We start from the raw sequence: 22,331 nt of genomic DNA, 5'->3' as shown, positions 1-22,331 counted from the left end.
TTCATGAGGAAGTCCAAGGCAGTCTCCGCCTGGTCGCTCGTCGCGGCCTCCGCGCTTGTGCTGAGCGCATGCAGCGGTGGCGACAGCGGCAGTACCGACCCGAACGGGTCGTCGACCGATATCAAGAGCATGGCGACCGGCAAGGCGCAGAACGGTGAGAACTTCAAGCTCGCGGACACCAAGGGCTACGAAGGCACCGTCACGGTGGGCATCGACGACGGGTACTCGGGCTACAACAACGACACGCCCGACACCAACACGTCGTACAACACCTACATCCTGACCGCCGTGCTCGCCGGTGCCGACGTGCTCGACGGCAACAACAAGGTGCTGCTGAACAACGACGTGTTCGACTCCTGGGAGGTCACCTCCAAGGCGCCGCAGACCGTCGTCTACAAGATCAAGCCGAACGTCAAGTGGTCGGACAACGAGGCGTTCGACTGCGACGACATGTACCTGTCGTGGCTGGCGCACTCCGGCAAGGCGAAGACCTCCGACGGCAAGCAGGCCTTCCTCGCCGCTTCGACGACCGGCTACCAGCTGATCAACGAGGCGACCTGTAAGGACGACCTGACCTTCGAGACCAAGTACACCGAGCCGTACCTGGACTACAAGGGTCTGTTCAACTCGACCGCGATCATGCCCGCGCACATCGTCGAGAAGAACTCGGGCGTCGCGGACATCACCAAGCTGACCCCGACCAGCGACGCAGCTCAGCTGGCGAAGGCCGGTGACTTCTGGACCAACGGCTTCAAGGGCTTCAAGGCCGACGTCATGCCGGCTTCGGGCCCGTACAAGATCACCGCGTTCGACGCCAACCAGAAGGCCGTCACGCTCGAGAAGAACCCGAACTGGATCGGTGGCAAGGGTGGCCCCTCCAAGATCGTCGTGAAGGCGATGGAGGACACCAAGGCCATGGCGACCGCGCTGCAGAACGGTGAGATCGACGTCGCCGCTTCGACCCAGCCCGACGCCACCGCGGCCAACACCATGAAGGGCCTTTCCGCCCAGGGTGTGACCTACGGTTCGGCTTCGCAGCTGACCTTCGAGCACATCGACCTCAACTACGGTCGTATGTTCAAGGACAAGGCCCTGCGCAAGGCGTTCTTCGAGGTCGTCAACCGCCAGGAGATCACCGACAAGCTCCTCAAGGAGGTCCAGGCCGACGCGACCCCGCTGAACAGCATCGTGTTCATGCCGGGCGAGCAGGGCTTCAAGGACCTGTACAGCAGCAAGGCCGGTCTGGGCGCCGAGGCCGCGGCCAAGACGCTGACCGACGCCGGCTGGGTCAAGGGTGGCGACGGTATCTTCGCCAAGGGCGGCCAGCGCGCGTCGTTCAAGATCTCGCACAACCAGAACACCCGCCGTCAGCAGACCGTCGAGATCATCATCTCGCAGGCCAAGGCCGCCGGTATCGAGATCACGGACGACCAGGACGCCAACTTCCTGAAGGGTGGCCGTCTCGCGGCCAGCGACTACGACGCCGCGCTCTTCGGCTGGTCCGCCGCTCCGTTCAAGGCCGAGCAGAAGTCGATCTACATCACCCGTGTCGACGACAGCAGCCAGAACTACCAGGGCCTGTCGAACCCGACGATCGACTCGTCCTTCGAGGCGGCCGTGAAGGCCACCGACGAGGCCGTGCAGCTGGAGAACTACCAGAAGGCCGACCAGGCGATCGCGGACGAGTACGCGACGCTGCCGCTGTTCCAGACCCCGTCCATGTGGGCGTTCAAGGGCATCGACCGCACTTACATGCAGTCGTACAACGGTGTCCTGTGGAACGTCGGTGAGTGGGAGCAGAAGAAGTAGGGCCTTCCGCCCCGCTTTTTCACCACTCGCTTACGCGATCCTGGTGGTACGGGGGCCCGGCCACAAGCCGGGCCCCCGTACCCGCCGGAAGTAGCTGTTGACCGTAGGGTTACCGCCACTACGGTGGACAACCGGGCAGCGGTCCAGCACTTCGGCGACCAGGCCCGGATGAGGAGCAGTTCGTTGAACCTGGTGATCTACATTCTTCGCCGTCTGGCGATATCGATTCCCGTCCTGTTGGTCGGGACTTTCCTGTGTTTCGTCATGGTCGCCGGCACCGGTGACCCGCTCGCCGAGATGAAGAGCAACCCGGCGATGAGCAAGGAAGCCATCGCGCAGATGGCCTCGCAGCTCGGGCTGGACCAGAGCATCGTGCCCCGGTACTTCACATGGCTCGGCAACTTCGTCACCGGCGACTGGGGCGTGTCCATCGCACAGGGCAACGCGCAGGCCCCGGTGTTCCCGAAGGTCATGGCCGCGTTCGAGGTCACCTTGAAGCTCGTGGTCGGAGCCGAGATCCTCGCGCTCATCCTCGGCGTCCTCGTCGGTGTGGTCGCGGCGGTCAAGCAGTACTCGATCATCGACTACATCGCCACCACGCTGGCCTTCCTGCTGTTCTCGATGCCGATCTTCTGTGTCGCCATCGTGCTCAAGCGGTACGCGATCGAGTTCAACGGCTGGGTGCGCGACCTGGGACTGTCCGACGTGCTCGGCAATCCCTGGATCCGCACCACGAGTCCGGAATCGCTGAATTTCGACGGTCCAGGCGGATTCCTGGCCAGTTACGTCGGCGCCTATCTGTTGCCGACACTGTCCATCATGGCCATCAGCTTCGCCGCCTACAGCCGGTTCCAGCGCGCTTCGATGCTGGAGACGCTGAACGCGGACTACGTGCGGACCGCGCGTGCGAAGGGACTCGCCAACGGCCGGGTCATCTTCCGCCACGCCTTCCGTAACGCGCTCATCCCGGTGACCACGCTGTTCTCCGTCAACTTCGGTGCCGTGCTTTCGGGCGCGATCATCACCGAGACGGTGTTCAACTGGAATGGCATGGGCAAGCTGCTCGTCGAAGCCGTGACCAAGAGCGATACGCAGGTGATGATGGGGTGGCTGGTACTCATCGCCAGCAGCATCATCATCGCCAACCTGATCGCCGACCTGATGTACGGCATCCTGGACCCGAGGATTCGCGTTGGCTGACTTGAACTCCCTTATCGCGGCGGAAGGCTCCAAGTCCGCCGACGGCACGCTCCCGGAAGAGGCGCTGCCCGAGCCCCAGAGTCAGGGCAAGCTGGTCCTGCGCAAGTTCCTGCGGCACAAGCTGGCCATGATCTGCACCGGCGTCCTGCTGTTGCTCGTGCTGACCGTCATCATCATGCCGATCTTCTGGCCGCACAGCTACGAGGACAGCTCCTTCCCGTCCTTCGCCAAGCCCAGCGCGGAGTATCCGCTCGGGACGACGCAGGTCGGCAAGGAAATGGTGTCGCAGATCCTGCGCGGCACCCAGTACTCGCTGCTGATCGCGCTCATCGTGTCGCTCGTCGCCACCACCATCGGCACCGTTTTCGGTGCCATGGCGGGGTATCTGCGCGGCTTCACCGACTCGGCGATCTCCCGCGTGACGGACCTGTTCCTGATCGTCCCGCAGATCGCCGCGGCCGCCATCCTGGCGAAGGTGTTCGGTGGCGGTACCTGGTACATCGTCGCGATGGTGCTGGCGGCCTTCGGCTGGATGCCGATCGCCCGTATCGCCAGGGCGGAGTCGATGTCGCTGTCCCAGCGCGAGTTCGTGGACGCCGCCCGCGCGTCCGGTGCCGGGACGTTCCACATCGTGTTCAAGCACCTGGTGCCGAACATGGTCGGCCTCATCACGGTCAACGCGACCCTCGCGATCGCGCAGGCCGTGCTGATCGAGGCGGCCCTGTCCTTCATCGGGCTCGGGGTGCAGCTGCCGGACACTTCGCTCGGCCGCGTCATCCTCGAGAACTACGCGCAGCTGCAGGCGCGGCCGGCGCTGTTCTTCGGCCCGTTCATCGTGCTGGTGCTGATCTCGCTGACGATCAACTTCATCGGTGACGGCCTGCGGGACGCTTTCGACCCGCGCCAGCGCAAGATGAAGGCGTAAGACCCCTTTAGCGCGTGAAGGCCCCCTTCCCACGGCTCAGCCGAGGGAAGGGGGCCTTCACGCGCTTGGGGTCTTCACGGACCGGAAGGCGGAACTTGCGTGTTTGGAGCCGGAACTTGCGTGTTTGGAGCCGGAACTCGCGTGATTGGAGCCGGAACTCGCGTGATTGGAGGCCGGAACTCGCTCATCCGCCTGGAGACACGTGAGATACGGCTCCAATCACGCGTGACACGGCTCCAGACACGCGAGTGCCGTTCTGATACACGAAGGCCCCCTTCACCGCGTCTGGCGCGGTGAAGGGGGCCTTCGGGTACTGAAAAGCGTCAGTCGGCCACCGGGGCCAGCTTGCCCGCCTCCCAGGCCGCACGCCGTTCGGCCTGCAGCACCGGGTCCGCGACCGGGGCGGCCGACAGCAGACGACGGGTGTAGTCCTCGCGCGGCGAGTGCAGCACCTGGTCACGCGTGCCGACCTCGACCAGCTTGCCGTGCTGCATCACCGCGACGCGGTCGGCCAGCAGGTCGACGACGGCGAGGTCGTGGCTGATGAACAGGCAGGCGAACTGCAGCGAGCGCTGCAGGTCCAGGAACAGGTCCAGCACGCGGGCCTGCACCGACACGTCGAGCGCCGAGGTCGGCTCGTCCGCGATCAGCAGCGCCGGGTCGAGCGAGAGCGCCCGCGCGATGGCGACGCGCTGGCGCTGGCCGCCGGACAGCTCGTGCGGGTACCGGTTGCGGTAGTGGCCGCCGAGCTCGACCTTGTCCAAAAGGGACGCCACACGCTCGTTCAGGGCCTTGCCCTGCAGGAACTTGTGCAGCACCATCGGCTCGGCGATCGATTCGCCGATGGTCATCTTCGGGTCCAGCGTGGACGCCGGGTCCTGGAACACGATCGAGAAGTAGCGGCGCAGCGGGCGCAGCTCCTTGTTCGACATGTTCGTGATGTCCTTGCCCGCGATCGACACGCTGCCCGCGGTCGGGGTCAGCAGGCGGATCGCGCAGCGGCCGACGGTCGACTTGCCGGAGCCGGATTCGCCGACCAGGCCGACGATCTCGCCCTTGGCGATGCTCAGCGAGACGTCGTCCACCGCGCGGTTCTTCGCCTGGCCGCGGCGGCCGGGGTACTCCAGCACGAGGTTCTTGATCTCGAGCGCGGGCGCGTTCTCCTCGATCACCGCGGCGAGCTCGGAGTCCTCCAGCCGGATCTCCTCGGCGATCTTCGTGGCCTCGTCGCTGTCGGCGGAGATGCCCTCGTCGTCGAGCAGGCGGCGGCCCTCGGGGCGCTGGCCGAGCACGGGCACCGCGGCGAGCAGCTTGCGGGTGTACTCCTGCGACGGCGACGCGAACAGCTCGCGCACCGGCGCCTGCTCGACGATGTTGCCCTGGTACATCACGACCACGCGGTCGGCGAGGTCGGCGACGACGCCCATGTCGTGCGTGATCAGCACGATCGCGGTGTTCAGGGTGTCGCGCAGCTTGCGCAGCAGGCCGAGGATCTCCGCCTGCACGGTGACGTCGAGCGCGGTGGTCGGCTCGTCGGCGATGATGACCTTCGGGTCGCACGAGATCGCCATCGCGATGACGACGCGCTGGCGCAGACCGCCCGAGAGCTGGTGCGGGTACTGCTTGAAGCGCAGCGGCGGGTTCGGGATGCCGACCATCTCCAGCAGCTCGATGGCGCGCTTGTCGGCGGCTTCCTTCGAGATGTCCTGGTGCGAGCGGAGGGCTTCGCGCAGCTGCCAGCCGACGGTGTAGACCGGGTTCAGCGCGGTCATCGGCTCCTGGAAGATCATCGCGACCTGGTTGCCGCGGATCTTCTGGAGGTCCTTCTCCTTGAGGTCGGCCAGGTTGCGCTCGCCGAGGCGGAGCTCGCCGGCGATCCGGCTCGTCTTCGGGAGCAGCCCGAGCACCGACATCGAGGTCACCGACTTGCCGGAACCGGACTCGCCGACGACGGCGACGATCTCACCCGGCTTGACGTCGAAACCGATGCCCTTGACGGCGTCGACCACGCCGTCGTCGGTCGGGAACGAGACGCTCAGGTCGGAGATGGACAGAACCGAACCCGACACGCCGCCGAGGTCCGACGATGCTGCTTCAGTGCTCACCAAGATGCCCTTCGTGGGGGTACATATGGTCACGACGCAGTGCCCGTGACTCGCGCGAGGATAACCGAGAGTCGCCCGACTAAGGTCGGTCCTCTCCGGCTTCCGTTCCCGACACCCTATAAAGGAAAGCGCGCCGTGTTCGAATTAGTCTTCAAGCCGTGATCTCCGACCGGCCCAAATTGCTCCTGGTGCACGCCCATCCGGACGACGAAAGCATCACCACCGGTGGCACCATCGCGCGTTACGCGGCCGAAGGTGCCGAAGTGACCGTCGTCACGTGCACTCTCGGTGAGGAAGGCGAGATCATCCCGCCGTCCCTCGACGGGCTCGGTTCGTGGGCTTCCGATCAGCTCGGCGGCTACCGCGCGGGCGAGCTGGCGTCGGCCTGCGCGGCGCTGGGCGTCACCCGGCACCGGTATCTCGGCGGCATCGGCCGCTGGCGCGACTCCGGGATGGCCGGGACGCCGTCCGCGGCCCATCCGCGCGCGTTCTCCGGCGGCGACCTCGACGAGCAGGCCGCTCAGCTCGCCGAGATCCTCGACGAGGTCCGGCCCCAGGTCGTCGTCACCTACGACGCCTTCGGGGGTTACGGGCATCCCGACCACATCCGCGCGCACGAGGTCACCATGGCCGCGGCGCCGAAGGCCGCGTCGGTCGAGAGGGTGTTCCACACCGTTTCTTCCCGCGACGCCGTCACGGCCGGGCTCGCCGCGCTGCGCGGGCGCTCGTCGTTCCGGGTGCCCGAGGACGGCGAACTGCCGGTGACGCCGGACGAGACCATCACGACCGTCCTGGACGTCGCCGCGCACATCCCGGCGAAGGCGGCCGCGCTGCGGGCCCACGAGACCCAGGTCAGCGTGCCCGCCCCGCCGCATCTCGCCGACCACTTCGCACTGAGCAACGACGTCGCGCAGCCGATCACCCCGGACGAGTACTTCGTGCTCGCCCACGGGCCCGCCGAAGGCGCCGCGGCCGATCTGTTCGGGGGACTCGCGAAGTGAGCACGCCGCTCACGTCACGGCAGCGTCTGCTGCTCGCCCTGCTGACGTTCGACGCGTTCCTGCTCGGCCTGCTCGAACTGTTCTTCCTGCCGCTCCGTCTCGACGGGATCGTGCTGCCGAAGCTCGGGGACGCGCCCGTCCCGGTGACCGCGGTGCTCGCGGTGATCACGACCCCGCTGCTGGTGCGGACGAGCGCCAAAGTGGTCCGGCCCACCTTTTCGGTGATTCCGCTGCTCGTCTGGGTACTCGTCGTACTCGGGATGGGCATGGCGGGCCCCGGCGGTGATCTGGTGCTGATACAGGACTGGCGGGCGCTGCTGCTGATCGGCGGCGGGGCGCTGCCGGGAGCGCTGGCGCTGGGCGGAGGCCTGGGCACCGCGCCGAAGGTCGCGAAGGGAGTCAGCGGTGGGTGAAGCGATTTCGGACCGTCAGGTCGTGGCGGTGCTGCGGCCGTTCGTCCGCGCCTGCGGGCCGATGGTCGACGCGCTGCGGGACGCGGATCCGTTCGGGCTGCAGGCCAGGGGTCGTCGTCACGAGGATCTGGACGGCGTCGAACCCGGGCTGAAGGACAAGCTGCTCAACGGGATCACCTCGGTCAAGGTGCCCGGCACCGCGGCGTGGGCCGAGATGTCGAACTACCAGCGGACCGACTGGTGGGTGAACCGCGTCGGCCGGTTCACCGCGCTGATCACCGCGATCCCCGGCCTAGGCGGCGCGCTCGCCGACCGGCTGCCCGTGCAGGACGCGCTCGGCTCGGCGGCACAGGGGGTGCTGCTGTGCGCGATCGCGGGGGAGTACGGCGTGACCGATGTCGGCGCCCGCGTCCGGCTGATCGCGTGGGTCCTTTTCGAACGCGACATCGATCCGGTGATCGCGGCGGGCAAACACGCCGAACACGACAAGGCCGCCGAAGACGACGAAGCGGCGAAGCTCACCGAAGAACTCGACGACGCGAAGAAGAAGCACGGCAAGATCACCTTGAAGGCCGCCGCGGGCACGCTCTGGCGGCTCGGCCGGGGACTGCTGGGCATCGTCGACGAACTCGAGAAGCGTCCCCGCGGCCGCCTTTTCCACCGTGCGCTCGGGAAGCTGCCGGTGGTCGGCATGGCGGGCGACTACCTCGGCGAGCGGTCCGGCCTCAAACGCGTCTGGAAGCGGGCGCACGAATGGTTCACCGCACACCCGGACGGCGAGCTCACTTCCAGAACATGAACGCGTCCTGGCCGTACATGGCCGCGAGCTTGAACCCGCCGACGGCGTCGAAGACCGCGAAGGACCCTTGCCACAGCAACGAGCTGGCCCCGGGTACGAGGAACAGCACGGCGAACAGCACGATCGGCGCCCACGGCCGAGCCTTCGCGCCGAATTCCCTCGCGCCGGGCGAGAGATAGGGCTCGATCGCGCCCCAGCCGTCGAGACCGGGGATCGGCAGGATGTTCAGGATGAACGTGACGATCTGAAGCAGCGCCAGGAACGAAAGCCCGATCACGAGACCGGACGACATCGGCACGAGCGCGACGACGAGGGTCAGCAGGACACCGACGCCGAGGTTGCTCAGCGGGCCGGCGAGCGACACCCACGACTGGACCCCGCGCGACCGCAGGCGCCCGTGCTCGATCCACACCGCGCCACCCGGCAGCGGGATGCCGCCGATGAAGAGGAATACCAAGGGCAGGATGATGGACAGTGCCGGATCCGTGTATTTCCGGACGTCCATGGACAGGTAACCCTTGTGGGCGACGCTGTGGTCGCCGCCGCGGAACGCCACGATCGCGTGACCGAACTCGTGCAGCGTCAGTGACGCGACCCAGCCGCCCGCGACGAGCAGGACGACGCCGATGATGATGAGCGGGTCGTACTTCTGGCTGGAAATCGTCGTCGTGTCACCGAAAGCCGCCAGCACACCGCCCAGGACGGTGACCGCGAGGATGCCGAGGAAGATCGGGCTTGGCCGCACTGCTGATCTCTGCACCCCTCCAGTCTTCCGTATGCCCGATGTGAAGTTGTCGGCGTGTCCCCTTGCGCGATGAGGCGTGAGTATCCCCCGAACTCGCTACTCCGCTTGACCTGACCGCACTACACGGGTGTAATCACAGTGATGTCATTCGTCGCTGGAAGGGGGCGGCGGATGGTGTTTCAACACCGCCAGCCTGGGGAGTGCGTGGACAGCGAGGAGGCGGACGTGCGGTTGGAAGCAGATGGAAGGGAATGGGGGCAAGTCGTGGGTTGGGGTGAGGTCCCGGAGCAGCAACTGGGCGATCTCACCGAGCTTTTCGACGATGCCTCCGCGGAAGAGCAGGACTGGCAGGAACGGGCCCTCTGCGCGCAGACGGACCCGGAGGCGTTCTTCCCCGAGAAGGGCGGCTCCACCCGTGAAGCCAAGCGGATCTGCCTCGGTTGCGAGGTCAAGGACGAGTGCCTCGAGTACGCCCTCGCGCATGACGAGCGGTTCGGTATTTGGGGCGGGCTCTCCGAACGTGAGCGTAGGAAACTGAAAAAGCGAGCTGTGTGACGGCGATCTCCGGCGGCCTCGTGCGCCGGAGATCGCTTCCGTTCGCTTCCATATCGTGGGGCCACCAACGGGTGACAGGGTCGCGTCGTAGGGTGGCGGCACTCGACTTCGCCGCCACATCTGGAGTGCCCGTTGTCTCGCACTGCCGCGTCATCTGTGCCGCGCACGGCCCCCGTTCTGGCCATTGTGGTCTGTCATAACGGCGAGAACTGGTTGCCACTGGCGCTTTCCGCGCTGCGGCGCAGCGGTGTCCGGCCGCGGCACGTGCTCGCCGTCGACACCGGATCCACCGACGGGACCGCGAAGATCCTCGCCGACGCGGCGGCCGACGGCGATGCGCCGGTCTTGGACGGGATTCTCACACTTTCCGGTGAAGTCGGCTTCGGTGCCGCCGTCGGCGAGGCCGTCGAGCACGCCGTCGAACGCTGGGGAGACCCCGGCGGTTGGCTCTGGCTGCTGCACGACGACTGCGCGCCGGAACCCGGCTGTCTCGAGAACCTGTTGGCAGCGGCCGAAAACGAGCCCGCGGCGACGGTGCTCGGCCCGCTCGCGGTCGACTGGAGCGACCCGCGCCTGATCGTCGAAGCCGGCCTGTCGACCGACGCCATCGGCCATCGGCAGCAGATCTCACCGGATGAGAACGACACCGCCGTACTCGCCGTACCGAGCGCGGGATCATTGGTGCGTCGGGAAGTCTGGCACGAGCTCGGTGGCTACGACCCCGGCTTTTCGTTGCTGCGCGAGGATCTCGACTTCGGCTGGCGGGCCAACGCCGCGGGCGGCCGCGTGCTTTCGGTGCCGTCGGCCCGGCTGCGGCACGCCCGCGCGCTCAGCACCGGGCAGCGCGAACCGGACGCCCTCGGCCTTTCCCTCGCGACGGCGAACCGCGCGCACGGGCTCCGGGTGTTCCTCGTCAATTGCCCGCCACTGTCCTTTTGGTTCGGCCTTTTTCGAATTCCGGTCTTCGCGGTGCTGCGGGCGCTCGCGTTCCTGCTGCTGCGGCGCACCGGCGAGGCGAGCGCGGAACTCGCGGCCGCCTGGCACCTGCTGCGCGGTCGCGCCGGACTGCGCGCCGCCCGCGCGGAACGCCGGAAGACCGGTCGGCCCGGCAAGGTCGGCGGTCTGTTCACCGGACGGATGACGCGGGTGCGCAACGCCGTGCGCGCCGGTGTCGTCGGCCTCGTACGGCGTGGTGTGGAACGGGATTTCGCCCTCGGGACGGTGCCGGAGGGGGTGGATCAGGAAGGTGCCTGGATCCCGCCGGAGGCGTTGAAGGCCGGGCAAGATCGTCCGGTCGGTCCCGGCGCGCTGCCCGCGGGGGCGATGCGCGGCGTCGGCTCGCGGGGGACGGGTCTTCGGCGGCCCAGCGCGGTCGTCGCGGTCGCGGTTCCCGAAAAGCCCGCGACCGAGGGGCCGAAGCCGTCGCCGGTGCCGCGGGCCGGCGGGCCGGAACCGGAACTCGTCTTCGTCGAGGTCGACCGGAAGCGGGTGCTCGGCGCGACCGTGTTCGCCCCGCCGGTGATCGTGCTCGTCGTGCTGACGGCGCTCGCGTTCGTGGTCAACAGATCCCGGCTCGGGCTCGATCTCTTCGGCGGGAAACTGCTGCCGGTCGGCGGGCTCGGCGAGATCTGGTCGTCGTATCTCGCGCCGTGGCACGCGATCGCCGGCGGGACGGCGAGTCCCGCGCCCGCGACGCTGCCGGTGCTGGGCACGATCGGCGCGATCTTCACGCCGATCGGCGGTCCCGCGGCGCTCGTCGCGATCCTGCTGATCGGCGACATCCCACTCGCCGCCCTGAGCGCGTACGTGGCCACTCGGCACCTTCGTGTGCGTCGCTGGGTGCGTGCCGTCGCGGCGGCGGCGTACGGCGTGCTTCCCGCGGCCACGGCTTCGGTCGCGCAGGGGCGGCTCGACGTCGTCGTCGTGCATCTGCTGCTGCCTTTGGTGATCGCGGGGATCGTGGGGCTGCTGGTCCGCGCGGACTCGCGCTGGCTGCACGTTTCCGCGCTGAGCGCGATCGGGCTGGCGCTGATCGGCGCCTTCTCCCCGCTGGCGCACGCGCTGGCGCTGGTCGGGCTGGTGATCGGGTTCGTGGTGCTGCCTTCGCCGACCGGGCTCGCGCGGCGGATCGCGTCGGTCGGCATCGTGGTCTTCCTGCCGCTGGCGTTGTTGCTGCCGTGGCCGAGTGTGCTGCTGCGGCATCCGGAACTGCTGCTGCACGGGCTCGGCGGTGGCGCCACGGCCGCGTCCGGCGCCGATCTCGCCGGGCTGGACCCGGGCGGCCCCGGCGCTTGGCCGATCGGGGTGGCGCTGGTCGCGGCCGCGATCGTCGCGCTGGTGGTGCGGCCGACGAAGAGCGCGGGTGCCGGTGTGGCGGTCGTCGTGCTGGGCGCGCTCGGGCTCGTCGCGGTGCGGTTCGTGGCGGTGACGCCGATGTCGGGCGGCGCGCACGCGACCGGGTACGCCGGGGTGCCGCTGCTGGTGATCGGCGCGGGTCTGTTGTGGACGGTGCTGGAGACCTGGCAGCGAGGCGGATCCGGGGTCGATCCCGCGCCGTGGCTGGTGAAGGTCACGGCCGTGGCCGGGGTGCTCGTGCTGCTGGCGCTCGCGACCGGCGCGGTCGTCGCCGGACGGGAAGGACCCTTGCGGGCGGGTGAGCGTCCCTCGCTGGCTCCGGAGATCTCGATGGAACTGGCTGCGAGTGGCCGCTCGGTGCTGGTGATCGGTCAGGATGGTGCCCGGCAGACCGGTGGGCGGTTGCCGACTTTCGGCGACGACGAGTTCGCGCCGACGCCGGGCAGCGCCGATCGGCTGGCTTCGTGGCGTCGGGACCTCCTGCAAGGCTCGCCGGACGCGGTGAAGCATGCCTTCGCGGCCGCCTTGGCTTCGGGCGTCTCGTATGTGGTGCTGCCGAGCGGTGCCGACGGCGGCGCCTTCGTCGAACTCGCGCGGGACCTGGTGGTTTCAGCTGCGCCGACCTCGGACGGGCGTCCGGTGCTGCGGTTGCTGCCCGCCGGTGGGCAGGTGGCGCTGATCTCGCCGGAACTGGCGCAGGCGGCCGTGACCGGGAAGGGCGCGCCGGGAGCGTCGCCCGGCGTCGCGCCGGTGCAGGCCGGGCTGCCGGACGTGCGGGTGCGTGTCTCGGAAGGCCCGACCGGGCGGCTGCTCGTGCTGGCCGCGGAGTTCGAGGCGGGCTGGCAGGCGAGCGTGGACGGGAAGGCCGTGCCGATCGTGCGGGCTTGGGGGCACCAGGTGGCGGTCTCGGTGCCGGCCACGCCTTCGGAGGTCGTGGTGGAGCATCAGGGGACGACGCGGAATCTGCTGCTGCTGGCGCAGGTGGCGGCGGTGCTGTTCACGCTGCTGACGGCTGTTCCTACGCGGCGGCGTCCCTCGGCTTCTTGAGCTTCGTCCTGAAGGCCCCCTTCCCTGCGGCGGGGTGCCCCCAATGTGGCATTGGGGACGCTCGGTGACCCCAATGCCACATTGGGGGCGACTCCGGGGTTCGCTTTGGGGGCCTTTCGTCGCATGTGACGTGGTGAAAGCTCCCTTCGCTGCATGGCATGCGGTGAAGGACCCCTTCAGCCCTCATAGGACCTGTGCCGCATCGAGAGGTGTCGCGAAAGCCACTTTCGGGACGTCAGATGTCCTGAAAGCGGCTTTCGCACACGATCTGGGAGGGCAAGGGGCTCAGCGGTTCCCAATGTCGCATTTGAGACGCTGAGCGACCCAAATGCGACATTGGGAACCCTTGAGCCACCCGCTCGCCCAGCCCCAGCGAGTTATCCACAGCCCCTTCCCCTTGTGGACAACTTCGCCCTCCGGCGCCGTTTCCGCAGGTCCCGTCGGTACCTCGCGATACGCTGGGCTGGGGACGCCCCCCGGGGAAGGGCGGGGGCTGGGTACGGGGTGGAGGGGGCGCGGAGGGGGTTAGTCGCCTTCGATGACGTCGGGTTCGACGCCCAGGTAGCCCGCCACCTGTTCCACGAGGACGTCGTGGACGAGTTCCGCGAGTTCGCCGGGGTCCTTCGCGCGGGCTTCGAGGGGGCGCCGGTAGAGGACGATGCGGGCCCGCGTCGGGAGGCCGGCGCGGTCGACGCCGGCGGGCACGAGCCGCGAGAGCGGGACGGCGCCGTCGTGCAGCACGCCGTCGACTCCGGCCGGTGCGCCATCCGAGCGAACTTCGGGGACGTCGTCGACGGCGACGTCGAGCTTCGTCAGCTCGTGCCGCCACCGCGCTTCGATCGGTTCGAGCGCGTCCAAAACCAGCGCGTCGAACCTTTCCGCCCTGCTAGCGGCGGCGGGAAGGGTCGACGGATACAGCGCTCCGCGCAGGCCCCGGCCGTGCCGGTCCCGTCGCATCCGCCGTCGCTGTCGGGAATCACGAGCCGTCGCCACGAACCGAAGGGTACGCGCTCGGCGATTCAAAGCGCGTGTCGCCGGTACGCCGGGCTCGCGACGCGCTATCGTTCTCGATCGTGCGGAGCGTACGAAAGTGTTCGCGAACGGGTTGTCTCGAACCCGCTGTCGCCACGCTCACGTATGCCTACAGCGATTCGACGGCCGTGGTGGGCCCGTTGGCCACCGCGAGCGAGCCGCACTCCTATGACCTCTGCGAGGCCCACGCCCTCCGGCTGACCGTGCCCAAGGGCTGGGAAGTCGTCCGGCACGAAGGCGCCTTCGCCGCCCCAGATCCCTCCGCCGACGAGCTGACCGCGCTGGCCGAGGCCGTGCGCGAAGCCGGCCGCTCCGACAAGCCCGCACCCGAGCCCGAACCCGAGGGGCCCTCGGGCAGGCGCGGCCACCTGCGCGTCCTGCCCGGCCGCGCCTGACGCGAGGGCTCGCCGGTAGGCTTTCGAGCGCGCCAGAGGGCGTTGTAACGAGACTATTGGCGGGGAGCAGGCGTGCCAGACCTTTCGGGCATCGTGAAGGCCTACGACATTCGCGGCGTGGTCGGTGAGCAGCTGGACGCGGCACTCGTCCGCGACCTCGGATCGGCGTTCGCCCTGTTGATCAAGCCGGAGTCCGACTCCGTGGTGATCGGCCACGACATGCGCGACTCCTCGCCCGAGCTCGCCGCCGCCTTCGCCGACGGCGTGACCTCGCAGGGCCTCGACGTCGTGTCGATCGGCCTCGCCAGCACCGACCAGCTGTACTTCGCGTCCGGCTCGCTCAACCTGCCGGGCGCCATGTTCACCGCCAGCCACAACCCGGCGAAGTACAACGGCATCAAGCTGTGCCGCTCCGGCGCCGCCCCCGTCGGCCAGGACTCCGGTCTCGCGGAGATCCGCGACACCGTCGAGCAGGGTGTGCCCACCTTCGAGGGCCAGCGCGGTTCGGTGACCGAGCAGGACGTCCTCGCGGACTACGCGGCGTACCTGCGCAAGCTCGTCGACCTGTCGGGCAGCCGCCCGCTGAAGGTCGTCGTCGACGCCGGCAACGGCATGGGCGGCTACACCGTCCCCACGGTCTTCGCGGGCCTGCCTCTCGAAGTCGTCCCGATGTACTTCGAACTCGACGGCAACTTCCCGAACCACGAGGCCAACCCGCTCGACCCGAAGAACATCGTCGACCTCCAGGCGAAGGTGCGCGAGGAAGGCGCCGACGCGGGTCTCGCCTTCGACGGCGACGCCGACCGCTGCTTCGTCGTCGACGAGCGCGGCGAGCCCGTCTCGCCGAGCGCCATCACCGCCCTGGTCGCCATCCGTGAGCTGGAGAAGGAGCCGGGCGGCACCATCATCCACAACCTGATCACGTCGAAGGGTGTCCCGGAGATCGTCGCCGAGCACGGCGGCAAGCCGGTGCGCACCCGGGTCGGGCACTCGTTCATCAAGGCCGAGATGGCCAAGACCGGCGCGATCTTCGGCGGCGAGCACTCCGCGCACTACTACTTCCGCGACTTCTGGCGCGCCGACACCGGCATGCTGGCCGCGCTGCACGTCCTCGCCGCCCTCGGCGAGCAGGCGGGCCCGCTGTCCGAGCTGACGGCGGAGTACTCGCGCTACGCGGCGTCCGGCGAGATCAACTCGACCGTCGACGACCAGGTCGCCCGCATGATCGCGGTGAAGGACGCCTTCGGCGCGCGTGACGGCGTCGAGATCGACGAACTGGACGGGCTCACCGTGCAGCTCCCCGGCGGTGGCTGGTTCAACCTGCGCCCGTCCAACACCGAGCCGCTGCTCCGCCTGAACGTCGAGGCCGCCGACGCCGAGGCCGTCCGGACGCTGACCGAAGACGTATTGGCGATAGTCCGTGGGTAACGAATGTGTCGTGAAAACACACATAGAGATGTCCCACAGGTAGGGAGTAACCATGGCCGTCACGTTCGACGCACAGTTGCTGGAGATCCTGGCCTGCCCGTCCCCCGATCACGCGCCGCTGCGGCCGGGGACGCCGGCCGATCCGGAGGCCGATTCGCTGACCTGCACGGAATGCGGTCGCGTGTATCCGGTCCGGGATGGAATCCCGGTACTGTTGCTGGACGAAGCCACCGAGCCGACGACCCCGGATGGCGCCCATGCCGACGGTCCCTGACGATTCCCTGCTCGACGACCCCGCGAGGCTGGCCGAGGCCGACACCGCGGGGCTTCTCCGTGCCGCCGCGATGGCGGGCGCCCAGGTCCGGGCGACCGCCGAAGCCGCGGCCGAACTCGAGCTGAGCGATCGCCTGGACGTCGGGCGCCCGCGCTCGCTCGTGCTGATCGACCGGCCGGGGGTCAGCCGGACGCTGACCCGGCTGGTCGCCGCGCTCCTGACCCCGTCGTGCCCGGTGCCGGTGGTCGTCGCCGAGGTGGTGCCGAGCTGGATCGGCGCGCTCGACGTGGTCTTCGCGCACACCGACGACGCCGGTGACCGCGAGCTGGCCGCCTCCTTGGAACGCGCCGCCCGGTTCGGGGCGCGAGTCGTCCTGTCGGCGCCCGACGAAGGCCCCGTCGCGGCCTCCATCGCGGGCAAGGGGCTGTTGCTCGCGCCGAGGCTCCCGGTTCCGCCGGAGATGGCCTTCCCGCGCGGGCTCGCCGCGGCCCTGCTCACCGCGAACGCCCTCGGCCTGCTGGTGGCCGACCTGGAGCAGCTCGCGGACCAGCTCGACGCGGAAGCCGAGAAGGATTACCTGGCCAGGGACTCGTTCGCGAACCCGGCCAAGGCGATGGCGCTGAAGCTGGCCGAGCGCCAGCCGTTGCTGTGGGGGCTGGACCCGGTCGCGGTCGCCGTCGGCGAGCACGCGGCCCACGCGTTCGCCGCGCACGCCGCCGTCGTCTGTGACGTGGAGGACTACCGCCAGGCACTGGCCAGGCCCGCTTTGCGGCGGGCGGCGTTGTCCGGCGGCGTGGATCGCGATATCTTCGCGGACCCTGAGGAGGGGGCAGGCGCGACGCCGAGGGTGCTGCTCCTCTCGGTCCGGACCGGGCCCGCCGCGGAGGCGGCCCGCTATCAGGCGGAAGACCTGCTGCCCGGCGGCGACGTGATCGCCCCGGCCGAAGAGATCGAAACGGACGAGATCGTGCGTGCGGCCGTTCTCGCCCTGCGTTTCGAGCTGGCCGCGGTCTACCTGGGGCTGGCCGTCGGCAGCATCGGCGGCGCCGGGAGGTACACGCCTGCAACGGCGTGAGTCCCGAGCGCGACGTAAGCAATGAGGGCCGGCACCACCCGTGCCCGGCGAGGAGTTGAGGTGACAGTGGAGCTGCTGCGCAATGCCGTGCGGCCCTACGCGTGGGGGTCCAGAACGACGATCCCCGAGCTGCTGGGGCGTCCGGTGCCGGCGCCGCATCCGGAGGCGGAACTGTGGATGGGCGCCCACCCCGGTGACCCGTCCCACGTCATCGGTCCGGACGGCACCGAGCGGAGCCTGCTGGAGCTCGTCGAAGCCGATCCCGTCGGCCAGCTCGGCACGACCTGCGCCGGCCGCTGGGGCGGCAGGCTGCCGTTCCTGCTGAAGATCCTCGCCGCCGAAGAGCCGCTTTCGATGCAGGCGCACCCGTCGGCCGCGCAGGCGGCGGAAGGGTACGCGCGCGAGGAGTCGGCGGGTATCCCGCGCGACGCCTCGAACCGCAACTACCCGGATCCGACGGCAAAACCGGAACTGGTCTGCGCGCTGACGGAGTTCCACGCGCTCGCGGGCTTCCGCGACCCGGAACGCACGATCGCGCTGCTGAAGGCGATCGAGACGCCCGGGCTGGCGAAGTACGCGGTGCTGCTGGAGGCCCAGCCGGATCCGGCCGGGCTGCGCGCGCTGTTCACCACCTGGATCACGCTGCCGCAGGCCGCGCTCGACGAACTGCTGCCCGAGGTCCTCGATTCGTGCGTGAAGCACGTTCAGGAACGCGGCGAGTTCGACGTCGAATGCCGGACCATCCTGGAACTCGGCGAAGCGCATCCGCGCGACGCGGGGGTGCTCGCGGCGCTGCTGCTCAACCGGCTCACCCTCAGCGCGGGCGAGGCGATCTACCTGCCCGCCGGCAACCTGCACCTGTACCTGCACGGCACCGCTGTCGAGATCCTGGCGAACTCGGACAACATCCTGCGCTGCGGGCTGACCCCGAAGCACGTCGACGTGCCGGAGCTGCTGCGCGTCGTCGACTTCGCGTGCGGGGAGATGCCGGTCCAGAGCGGAGAGCGCGAAGAGCGGCTGTCGGTGTACCGCACCGACGCGCCGGAGTTCGAGCTGTCGCGGATCGAATGGGAGGCCGGGGACGACGGCGAGGTCGCCGTCCACGACGTCGGCCCCCAGATCCTGCTCTGCACCGCCGGTGGCCTGCTGGTGACGGCCGACGACGGCGAGCAGGTCGAACTCCGCCGCGGCCAGTCGGTGTGGCTCCCGGCCGCCGACCCGGAGGTCCGCGTGCGGCCGCTGTCCGGTGAGCGCACCCAGGTGTTCCGCGCCACCGCCGGCACCTGCTGATCCTCCTCCCGCGTTTCGTCCTCTGAATGCGGTCCTTGCGCGCGCAAGGACCGCATTCAGAGGACGAAACGCGGGCTTGGCCGAAGTGTGTGCGTTCCGTGTGGCGGCTTCCGCGACCATCGACCGAAGGGGTGACCCGGCGCTTGGCGTCGGCTCGTCCCGGACATCGACAGCCAAGGAGCGACAGCAGTGACTTCCCATCCCGGCGCGGCGAGCGGACGTGCCTTCCGGGTGCCGGTTCCCGTGCGCCCCACCGTCCTGCTCGCCGCGCTCGGATTCGCTGTCGTCACCGCGCTCGTCCCGGTCGTCGACCTGGTCCTCCCGGTACCGAGCGGCCAGGAGCTGGTCGGCTCGGCGCAGGCGATGGCGGGGCTCGCCGGTGACGCGATCGAGTCGGTCAAGGCCGCGGGGAGCGGCCTGCAGGAGCTCGCGGCGGGCGCGGAGAGCAGGCTGAACCTCCCGCTGGTCGTACTCGTCTCGCTCGGCGCGCAGGTGCTGCTCACCGCCGCGCTGGTGGTGACGGGCACCCAGCCCGTCCGCGTGATGCTGACCGTCGCGGGATTGATCAACATGTTCGCGGTCTCGCGGCTCGGGGCCGCCTCGCCGCCGGTGTGGGACGCCGTGGCCAACGGCGTGCTGGCGATCACGCTGGCCTGGTTCTCCGCCGGACGGCGGGAACCACGGCACGCCGCCTGGTGAAGTGCGGGTGACTTCCGGGTGGTGCCCGTCTGAGGGGTCGGGCACCACCCGGTCAGGCCGGGGCGGGTTCGGTGAGCGACAACAGCAACCGGACGAGGGTCGAAGCGTTGGCGTCGTGGGGGACTTCCAATCGCTTCGCCTCTTCACCCGCCGCCTCGGCCGCTTCTGTTTCCCCGACGGCCTCGTACGCCCTGCGCAGCACGTGCAGGGTGAGGCCCGTCGCCGGTTTCCCGCCCATGGCGCGGAATTCGTCGAGACATCGGCGCAGTACGGGGATCGCGCGGTCGGCCCGGCCGTCGCCGATCCAGCTCGCCGCGATCGCGCGGGTGCAGGAAAGCTCTCGCGGTCGTTCTTCGAGTGCTCCGGCCAGGCGCCGCGCGTTCTCGTAGGCCTTCACCGCACCTTCGCGCCGCCCGGCGCCCGCGAGGATCGCGCCCTGGGTGCGCAGCGACTTCGCCAGCGCCGATTTCGCCGTCGTCCGGCGAAGGACGCGGACCGATTCCTCGATCGTCGCCAGGGCCTCCTCCTGGCGGCCGTCGAGCATCAGCGACCACGAAAGCCCTTGCAGGGCAACGCCGAGCTGCCGGTCGTCGGCCGATTCCTGCGCCTGGGAGAGGATCCGGCGATCGATTTCCAGCGCTTCGGAGATCTTGCCCAGCCGGTGCAGGGCGGCGGATTCCGCCCGTCTCGCGTGTGTCCCGGAATCCTCCACAGTGGACATTTCGCGGGCCTGAGTGGCGGCGTGCAGCGATTCCCCGGCCCGGCCGAGCCCGACCAGGCAATGCGCCAGATTGGTCTCCACCCACGCCCGGGTGGCGAGGTCGCCCAGCTCCGCCAATTCCTTCGAGCACGCGCGATAACCCTCGGCCGCGCGTTCGTACTCGCCGCGAACATGCAGCAGTACGGCCAAATTCGCGTCCGCGATGACGGCGATGTGCCGGTCGTCCGTCTCGCGGGCGGCGTCGCGCAACGTCTCGTACGACGTCCGCATGTCTGCGTAATGACTGTGCAAGTACAGGTACGCGCTCAGTCTTTCCAGTATCCGCAAGGCTTTTCGCCGCCAGCCAACGGCGCAGAGCGACGAGACGGCGGAGACAAGGTTCGCCCGCTCCACGGAGAACCACGTGCCGGGATCACGCAGCAGCCGCTCGACCAGCTCGGCCTCCAGCGGCTGCGCGGGGACGTCATGATCCGACAACGGCATCGGCACCGTCCTCGGCAGGCGGCGGGCCGCCGTGTCGGCGAGGCACAGTGCCGCGTCCGACACCTTCGCGACGGTGGCCACCCGCTCGGCGCGGGTTTCCAGCTCCCGGCCGAGCTCCGTGGCGTACACGCGGACGAGGTCGTGCACACGGAACCGCTGCTCGCCCGTCGCATCGAGACCGGTGGCTTCGAGCAGGCTGGCCTCGACGAGTTCGTCGATGGCCTCGTCCGCACCTTCGTCATCGATCAGCGTCGTCACCGCCCACGCGGGCAGGTCGAGGGTGCGGCAGCGGCCGATCAGCCGGAACGCGCGCCGTGCCGCCGGGCTCAGCGCCTGATAGCTCAACGCGATGCTGCCGCGGACCTGGAGATCGCTGACCTGGAGCTCGTCGAGGCGCGAGACCTCGTCCTCCAGCCGCCCGGCGAGCTTTCCCAGCGGCAGGCCCGGCCGCATCGCGAGCCTGCTTCCCGCGATCCGCAACGCCAGCGGGAGATTGCCACAGGCCTTGGCGATCCGTTCCGCGTCGGCGCGTTCGGCGCCCACGCGATCCGGCCCGGCGAGGCGGGAGAGCAGGGTCATCGCCTCGGCGCCGGACAGCGGCGCGAGGGGGAGACGATCCGCCCCGGCGAGCCCGGAAAGCCGCCGCCTGCTGGTGATCAGGACGGCGGTGCCCGGCGTGCCCGGCAGCAGCGCGCGGACCTGCTCGGGGCTCGCCGCGTCGTCGAGCACCACGAGGACCCGGCGATCGGCGAGACGGCCCCGATAGACCGCCGCCCTGGCTTCGACGTCGTCCGGGATGGCGGGCCCGGTGACGCCCAGCACGCGCAACAGGTCGCCGAGGACGTCGGAGAGGTCGCGAGGGTCGGAGGCGCCGGCCAGCGGGACGAACAGCTGTCCGTCCGGAAAGGACCGGCGGAGCCTGTGCGCGGTGGCGACCGCGAGCGTGGACTTGCCCGCGCCCGGCTCGCCGGTGACCACCGCGACCGGGACGCCCGTGCCGTCGCCGAGCAGCTCGGAGAGCTTCGCGATCTCGCTCTCGCGGCCCGCGAGATCCGAAATGTCCGGCGGCAGCTGGCAGATCGGGAAGATCGGCGTGGCCTTCGCCGAGGGCACCGGATCCTCGCCGCGCAGCACGGCGGCGTGCACCCGGCGGACCTCGGCGCCGGGCTCCACACCGAGCTCTTCGACGAGGGTGGCGCGCAGATCGCGGTGGACGGCCAGCGAGTCGGCCTGCCGTCCGGCGCGGTGCAACGCGATCATCAGCTGCGCGGCCAGCCGCTCGCGCAACGGATGTTCGGTGATCATCGCCTGGAGTTCGCCGGTGAGCTCGCCGTGCCTGCCGTCGGACAACTCGGCGTCGACACAGTCTTCGAAGGCGGCCAGGCGCTCCGACTCGAGCCGGGCGACGTCGGCGTCGAGCCGGGGGATGTGCAGCCCGGACAGGACCGGCCCGCGCCACTCCGCCAGCGCCCGGCGGTAATGCCCCGCGGCCGACGCCGGATCGCCAGCCCGCGCCGCGGCCTTCCCCGCCGCGGCGGCTTCGCGGAAGGACAGCAGATCGAGGTCGGCGGGCGCGACGACCAGCCGGTAGCCGTGCGGATCCCGCTCGATCTCCAGCCCCTCGAACCTGGCCCGCAGGCGAGAGACGTACGTGTGCAGATTCGAGGAGTACGACTTCGGCGGCGTATCCGGCCAGAGCGTCTCGACCAGGGCGTCGACCGGGACGGGCGAGTTCGCGTTCAGCAGCAGGACGGCGAGCAGGGCACGCTGATGATCGCCGCGCGGCGTGGTGCGCCGCCCGGGCGGATCCTCGATCGTCAACGGTCCGAGCACGCCGAATCGCGGCACGGGCACCTCCCCAGGTCATGAGAGGGGCGAGACTAGCGAGGGGCCCCGACAATTCTGTGACCTGTCCCGCCCGGCGCGTACCGGCTCATCTGCACTGCTAGCCTTCGAACCCGGCATATCGGGACACCATTT

Annotated in this window: 18 protein-coding genes; 14 read left to right on the top strand and 4 right to left on the bottom strand. The window is 69.6% G+C overall.

The genetic code is table 11. The annotated features are described in order from the left end of the window. Nucleotides 1–3 precede the first annotated feature (3 nt). The 3 genes from ACSMFO_RS18915 to ACSMFO_RS18905 all read left to right on the top strand — a co-directional run bounded on the left by ACSMFO_RS18915 (nucleotide 4) and on the right by ACSMFO_RS18905 (nucleotide 3,934). On the top strand, nucleotides 4–1,809 hold the full coding sequence (locus ACSMFO_RS18915) for an ABC transporter family substrate-binding protein (protein WP_038508528.1): 1,806 nt from the start codon (nucleotides 4–6) through the stop codon (nucleotides 1,807–1,809). 183 nt (nucleotides 1,810–1,992) lie between these two features. Beyond that, the gene (locus ACSMFO_RS18910; RefSeq protein WP_037342474.1) at nucleotides 1,993–3,009 is read left to right on the top strand and encodes an ABC transporter permease; all 1,017 of its coding nucleotides are present in this window, start codon (nucleotides 1,993–1,995) and stop codon (nucleotides 3,007–3,009) included. Then, nucleotides 3,002–3,934, top strand: coding sequence for an ABC transporter permease (locus tag ACSMFO_RS18905; RefSeq protein WP_143202720.1), 933 nt, complete (start codon nucleotides 3,002–3,004; stop codon nucleotides 3,932–3,934). Before ACSMFO_RS18910 ends, ACSMFO_RS18905 begins: the two co-directional genes overlap by 8 nt. Nucleotides 3,935–4,257: 323 nt before the next feature. On the opposite strand, the gene ACSMFO_RS18900 is transcribed toward ACSMFO_RS18905, so the two are convergent. Further along, nucleotides 4,258–6,039 carry an ABC transporter ATP-binding protein gene (locus ACSMFO_RS18900; RefSeq protein WP_051972342.1) on the bottom strand — a complete coding sequence of 594 codons (1,782 nt, stop codon included), beginning with the start codon at nucleotides 6,037–6,039 and terminating at the stop codon, nucleotides 4,258–4,260. Between the two features lie 158 nt (nucleotides 6,040–6,197). On the opposite strand from ACSMFO_RS18900, the gene mshB reads away from it, so the two are divergent. From mshB to ACSMFO_RS18885, 3 genes are read left to right on the top strand one after another with little or no spacing between them, the layout of a single operon-like run. Beyond that, nucleotides 6,198–7,040: an N-acetyl-1-D-myo-inositol-2-amino-2-deoxy-alpha-D-glucopyranoside deacetylase gene (gene mshB / locus ACSMFO_RS18895; RefSeq protein WP_038508536.1), complete on the top strand. Its 843-nt coding sequence runs from the start codon at nucleotides 6,198–6,200 to the stop codon at nucleotides 7,038–7,040. Continuing rightward, nucleotides 7,037–7,453 (top strand): hypothetical protein, encoded by a 417-nt coding sequence (locus tag ACSMFO_RS18890; RefSeq protein WP_436459866.1) that lies wholly within the window; start codon nucleotides 7,037–7,039, stop codon nucleotides 7,451–7,453. The genes mshB and ACSMFO_RS18890 overlap by 4 nt, the downstream gene beginning before the upstream one ends. Next, on the top strand, nucleotides 7,446–8,252 hold the full coding sequence (locus ACSMFO_RS18885; protein ID WP_436459864.1) for a hypothetical protein: 807 nt from the start codon (nucleotides 7,446–7,448) through the stop codon (nucleotides 8,250–8,252). Before ACSMFO_RS18890 ends, ACSMFO_RS18885 begins: the two co-directional genes overlap by 8 nt. On the opposite strand, the gene ACSMFO_RS18880 is transcribed toward ACSMFO_RS18885, so the two are convergent. Beyond that, entirely contained in the window at nucleotides 8,236–8,997 is a 762-nt protein-coding gene (locus ACSMFO_RS18880) for a site-2 protease family protein (RefSeq protein WP_436459921.1), read from the bottom strand. The genes ACSMFO_RS18885 and ACSMFO_RS18880 overlap by 17 nt on opposite strands. 171 nt (nucleotides 8,998–9,168) lie before the next feature. On the opposite strand from ACSMFO_RS18880, the gene ACSMFO_RS18875 reads away from it, so the two are divergent. Then, nucleotides 9,169–9,552, top strand: a complete 384-nt coding sequence (locus ACSMFO_RS18875; protein ID WP_007028952.1) for a WhiB family transcriptional regulator — start codon at nucleotides 9,169–9,171, stop codon at nucleotides 9,550–9,552. A 132-nt stretch (nucleotides 9,553–9,684) separates the two neighbouring features. Next, nucleotides 9,685–12,954, top strand: a complete 3,270-nt coding sequence (locus ACSMFO_RS18870; RefSeq protein ID WP_436459861.1) for a glycosyltransferase — start codon at nucleotides 9,685–9,687, stop codon at nucleotides 12,952–12,954. Between the two features lie 525 nt (nucleotides 12,955–13,479). On the opposite strand, the gene ACSMFO_RS18865 is transcribed toward ACSMFO_RS18870, so the two are convergent. Next, entirely contained in the window at nucleotides 13,480–13,911 is a 432-nt protein-coding gene (locus ACSMFO_RS18865; RefSeq protein WP_005150818.1) for a metallopeptidase family protein, read from the bottom strand. A 116-nt stretch (nucleotides 13,912–14,027) separates the two neighbouring features. On the opposite strand from ACSMFO_RS18865, the gene ACSMFO_RS18860 reads away from it, so the two are divergent. From ACSMFO_RS18860 to ACSMFO_RS18835, 6 genes are all read left to right on the top strand, one after another. Further along, nucleotides 14,028–14,381, top strand: a complete 354-nt coding sequence (locus ACSMFO_RS18860) for a DUF3499 domain-containing protein (RefSeq protein ID WP_073848429.1) — start codon at nucleotides 14,028–14,030, stop codon at nucleotides 14,379–14,381. 72 nt (nucleotides 14,382–14,453) lie between these two features. After that, the gene (locus ACSMFO_RS18855; RefSeq protein WP_436459860.1) at nucleotides 14,454–15,809 is read left to right on the top strand and encodes a phosphomannomutase/phosphoglucomutase; all 1,356 of its coding nucleotides are present in this window, start codon (nucleotides 14,454–14,456) and stop codon (nucleotides 15,807–15,809) included. Between the two features lie 52 nt (nucleotides 15,810–15,861). Continuing rightward, on the top strand, nucleotides 15,862–16,083 hold the full coding sequence (locus tag ACSMFO_RS18850) for a Trm112 family protein (RefSeq protein WP_038508557.1): 222 nt from the start codon (nucleotides 15,862–15,864) through the stop codon (nucleotides 16,081–16,083). After that, nucleotides 16,067–17,158 carry a hypothetical protein gene (locus ACSMFO_RS18845; protein ID WP_436459858.1) on the top strand — a complete coding sequence of 364 codons (1,092 nt, stop codon included), beginning with the start codon at nucleotides 16,067–16,069 and terminating at the stop codon, nucleotides 17,156–17,158. Before ACSMFO_RS18850 ends, ACSMFO_RS18845 begins: the two co-directional genes overlap by 17 nt. Nucleotides 17,159–17,224: 66 nt before the next feature. Next, nucleotides 17,225–18,448, top strand: a complete 1,224-nt coding sequence (gene manA, locus ACSMFO_RS18840; protein WP_436459919.1) for a mannose-6-phosphate isomerase, class I — start codon at nucleotides 17,225–17,227, stop codon at nucleotides 18,446–18,448. A gap of 189 nt (nucleotides 18,449–18,637) precedes the next feature. Next, complete coding sequence (locus ACSMFO_RS18835; RefSeq protein ID WP_436459857.1) at nucleotides 18,638–19,147, top strand: hypothetical protein; 510 nt, start codon at nucleotides 18,638–18,640, stop codon at nucleotides 19,145–19,147. A gap of 52 nt (nucleotides 19,148–19,199) precedes the next feature. Here ACSMFO_RS18835 and ACSMFO_RS18830 read toward each other — a convergent pair whose 3' ends face one another. Continuing rightward, nucleotides 19,200–22,199 carry a BTAD domain-containing putative transcriptional regulator gene (locus ACSMFO_RS18830; RefSeq protein WP_436459855.1) on the bottom strand — a complete coding sequence of 1,000 codons (3,000 nt, stop codon included), beginning with the start codon at nucleotides 22,197–22,199 and terminating at the stop codon, nucleotides 19,200–19,202. Between the last annotated feature and the right edge of the window lie 132 nt (nucleotides 22,200–22,331).

It is taken from the genome of Amycolatopsis sp. w19 (genome assembly GCF_051373225.1).
Lineage (GTDB): Bacteria > Actinomycetota > Actinomycetes > Mycobacteriales > Pseudonocardiaceae > Amycolatopsis > Amycolatopsis japonica.
Note: the sequence above shows the minus strand (reverse complement) of the source record. Positions and strands in the feature narration are given on the sequence as shown.

Excerpts from the sequence above, each read along its gene's own strand:
- ACSMFO_RS18850 (WP_038508557.1), top strand. The coding sequence starts at position 15,862 with ATGGCCGTCACGTTCGACGCACAGTTGCTGGAGATCCTGGCCTGCCCG.
- ACSMFO_RS18865 (WP_005150818.1), bottom strand. The coding sequence starts at position 13,911 with ATGCGACGGGACCGGCACGGCCGGGGCCTGCGCGGAGCGCTGTATCCG.
- ACSMFO_RS18875 (WP_007028952.1), top strand. The coding sequence starts at position 9,169 with ATGGTGTTTCAACACCGCCAGCCTGGGGAGTGCGTGGACAGCGAGGAG.
- ACSMFO_RS18915 (WP_038508528.1), top strand. The coding sequence starts at position 4 with ATGAGGAAGTCCAAGGCAGTCTCCGCCTGGTCGCTCGTCGCGGCCTCC.
- ACSMFO_RS18845 (WP_436459858.1), top strand. The coding sequence starts at position 16,067 with ATGCCGACGGTCCCTGACGATTCCCTGCTCGACGACCCCGCGAGGCTG.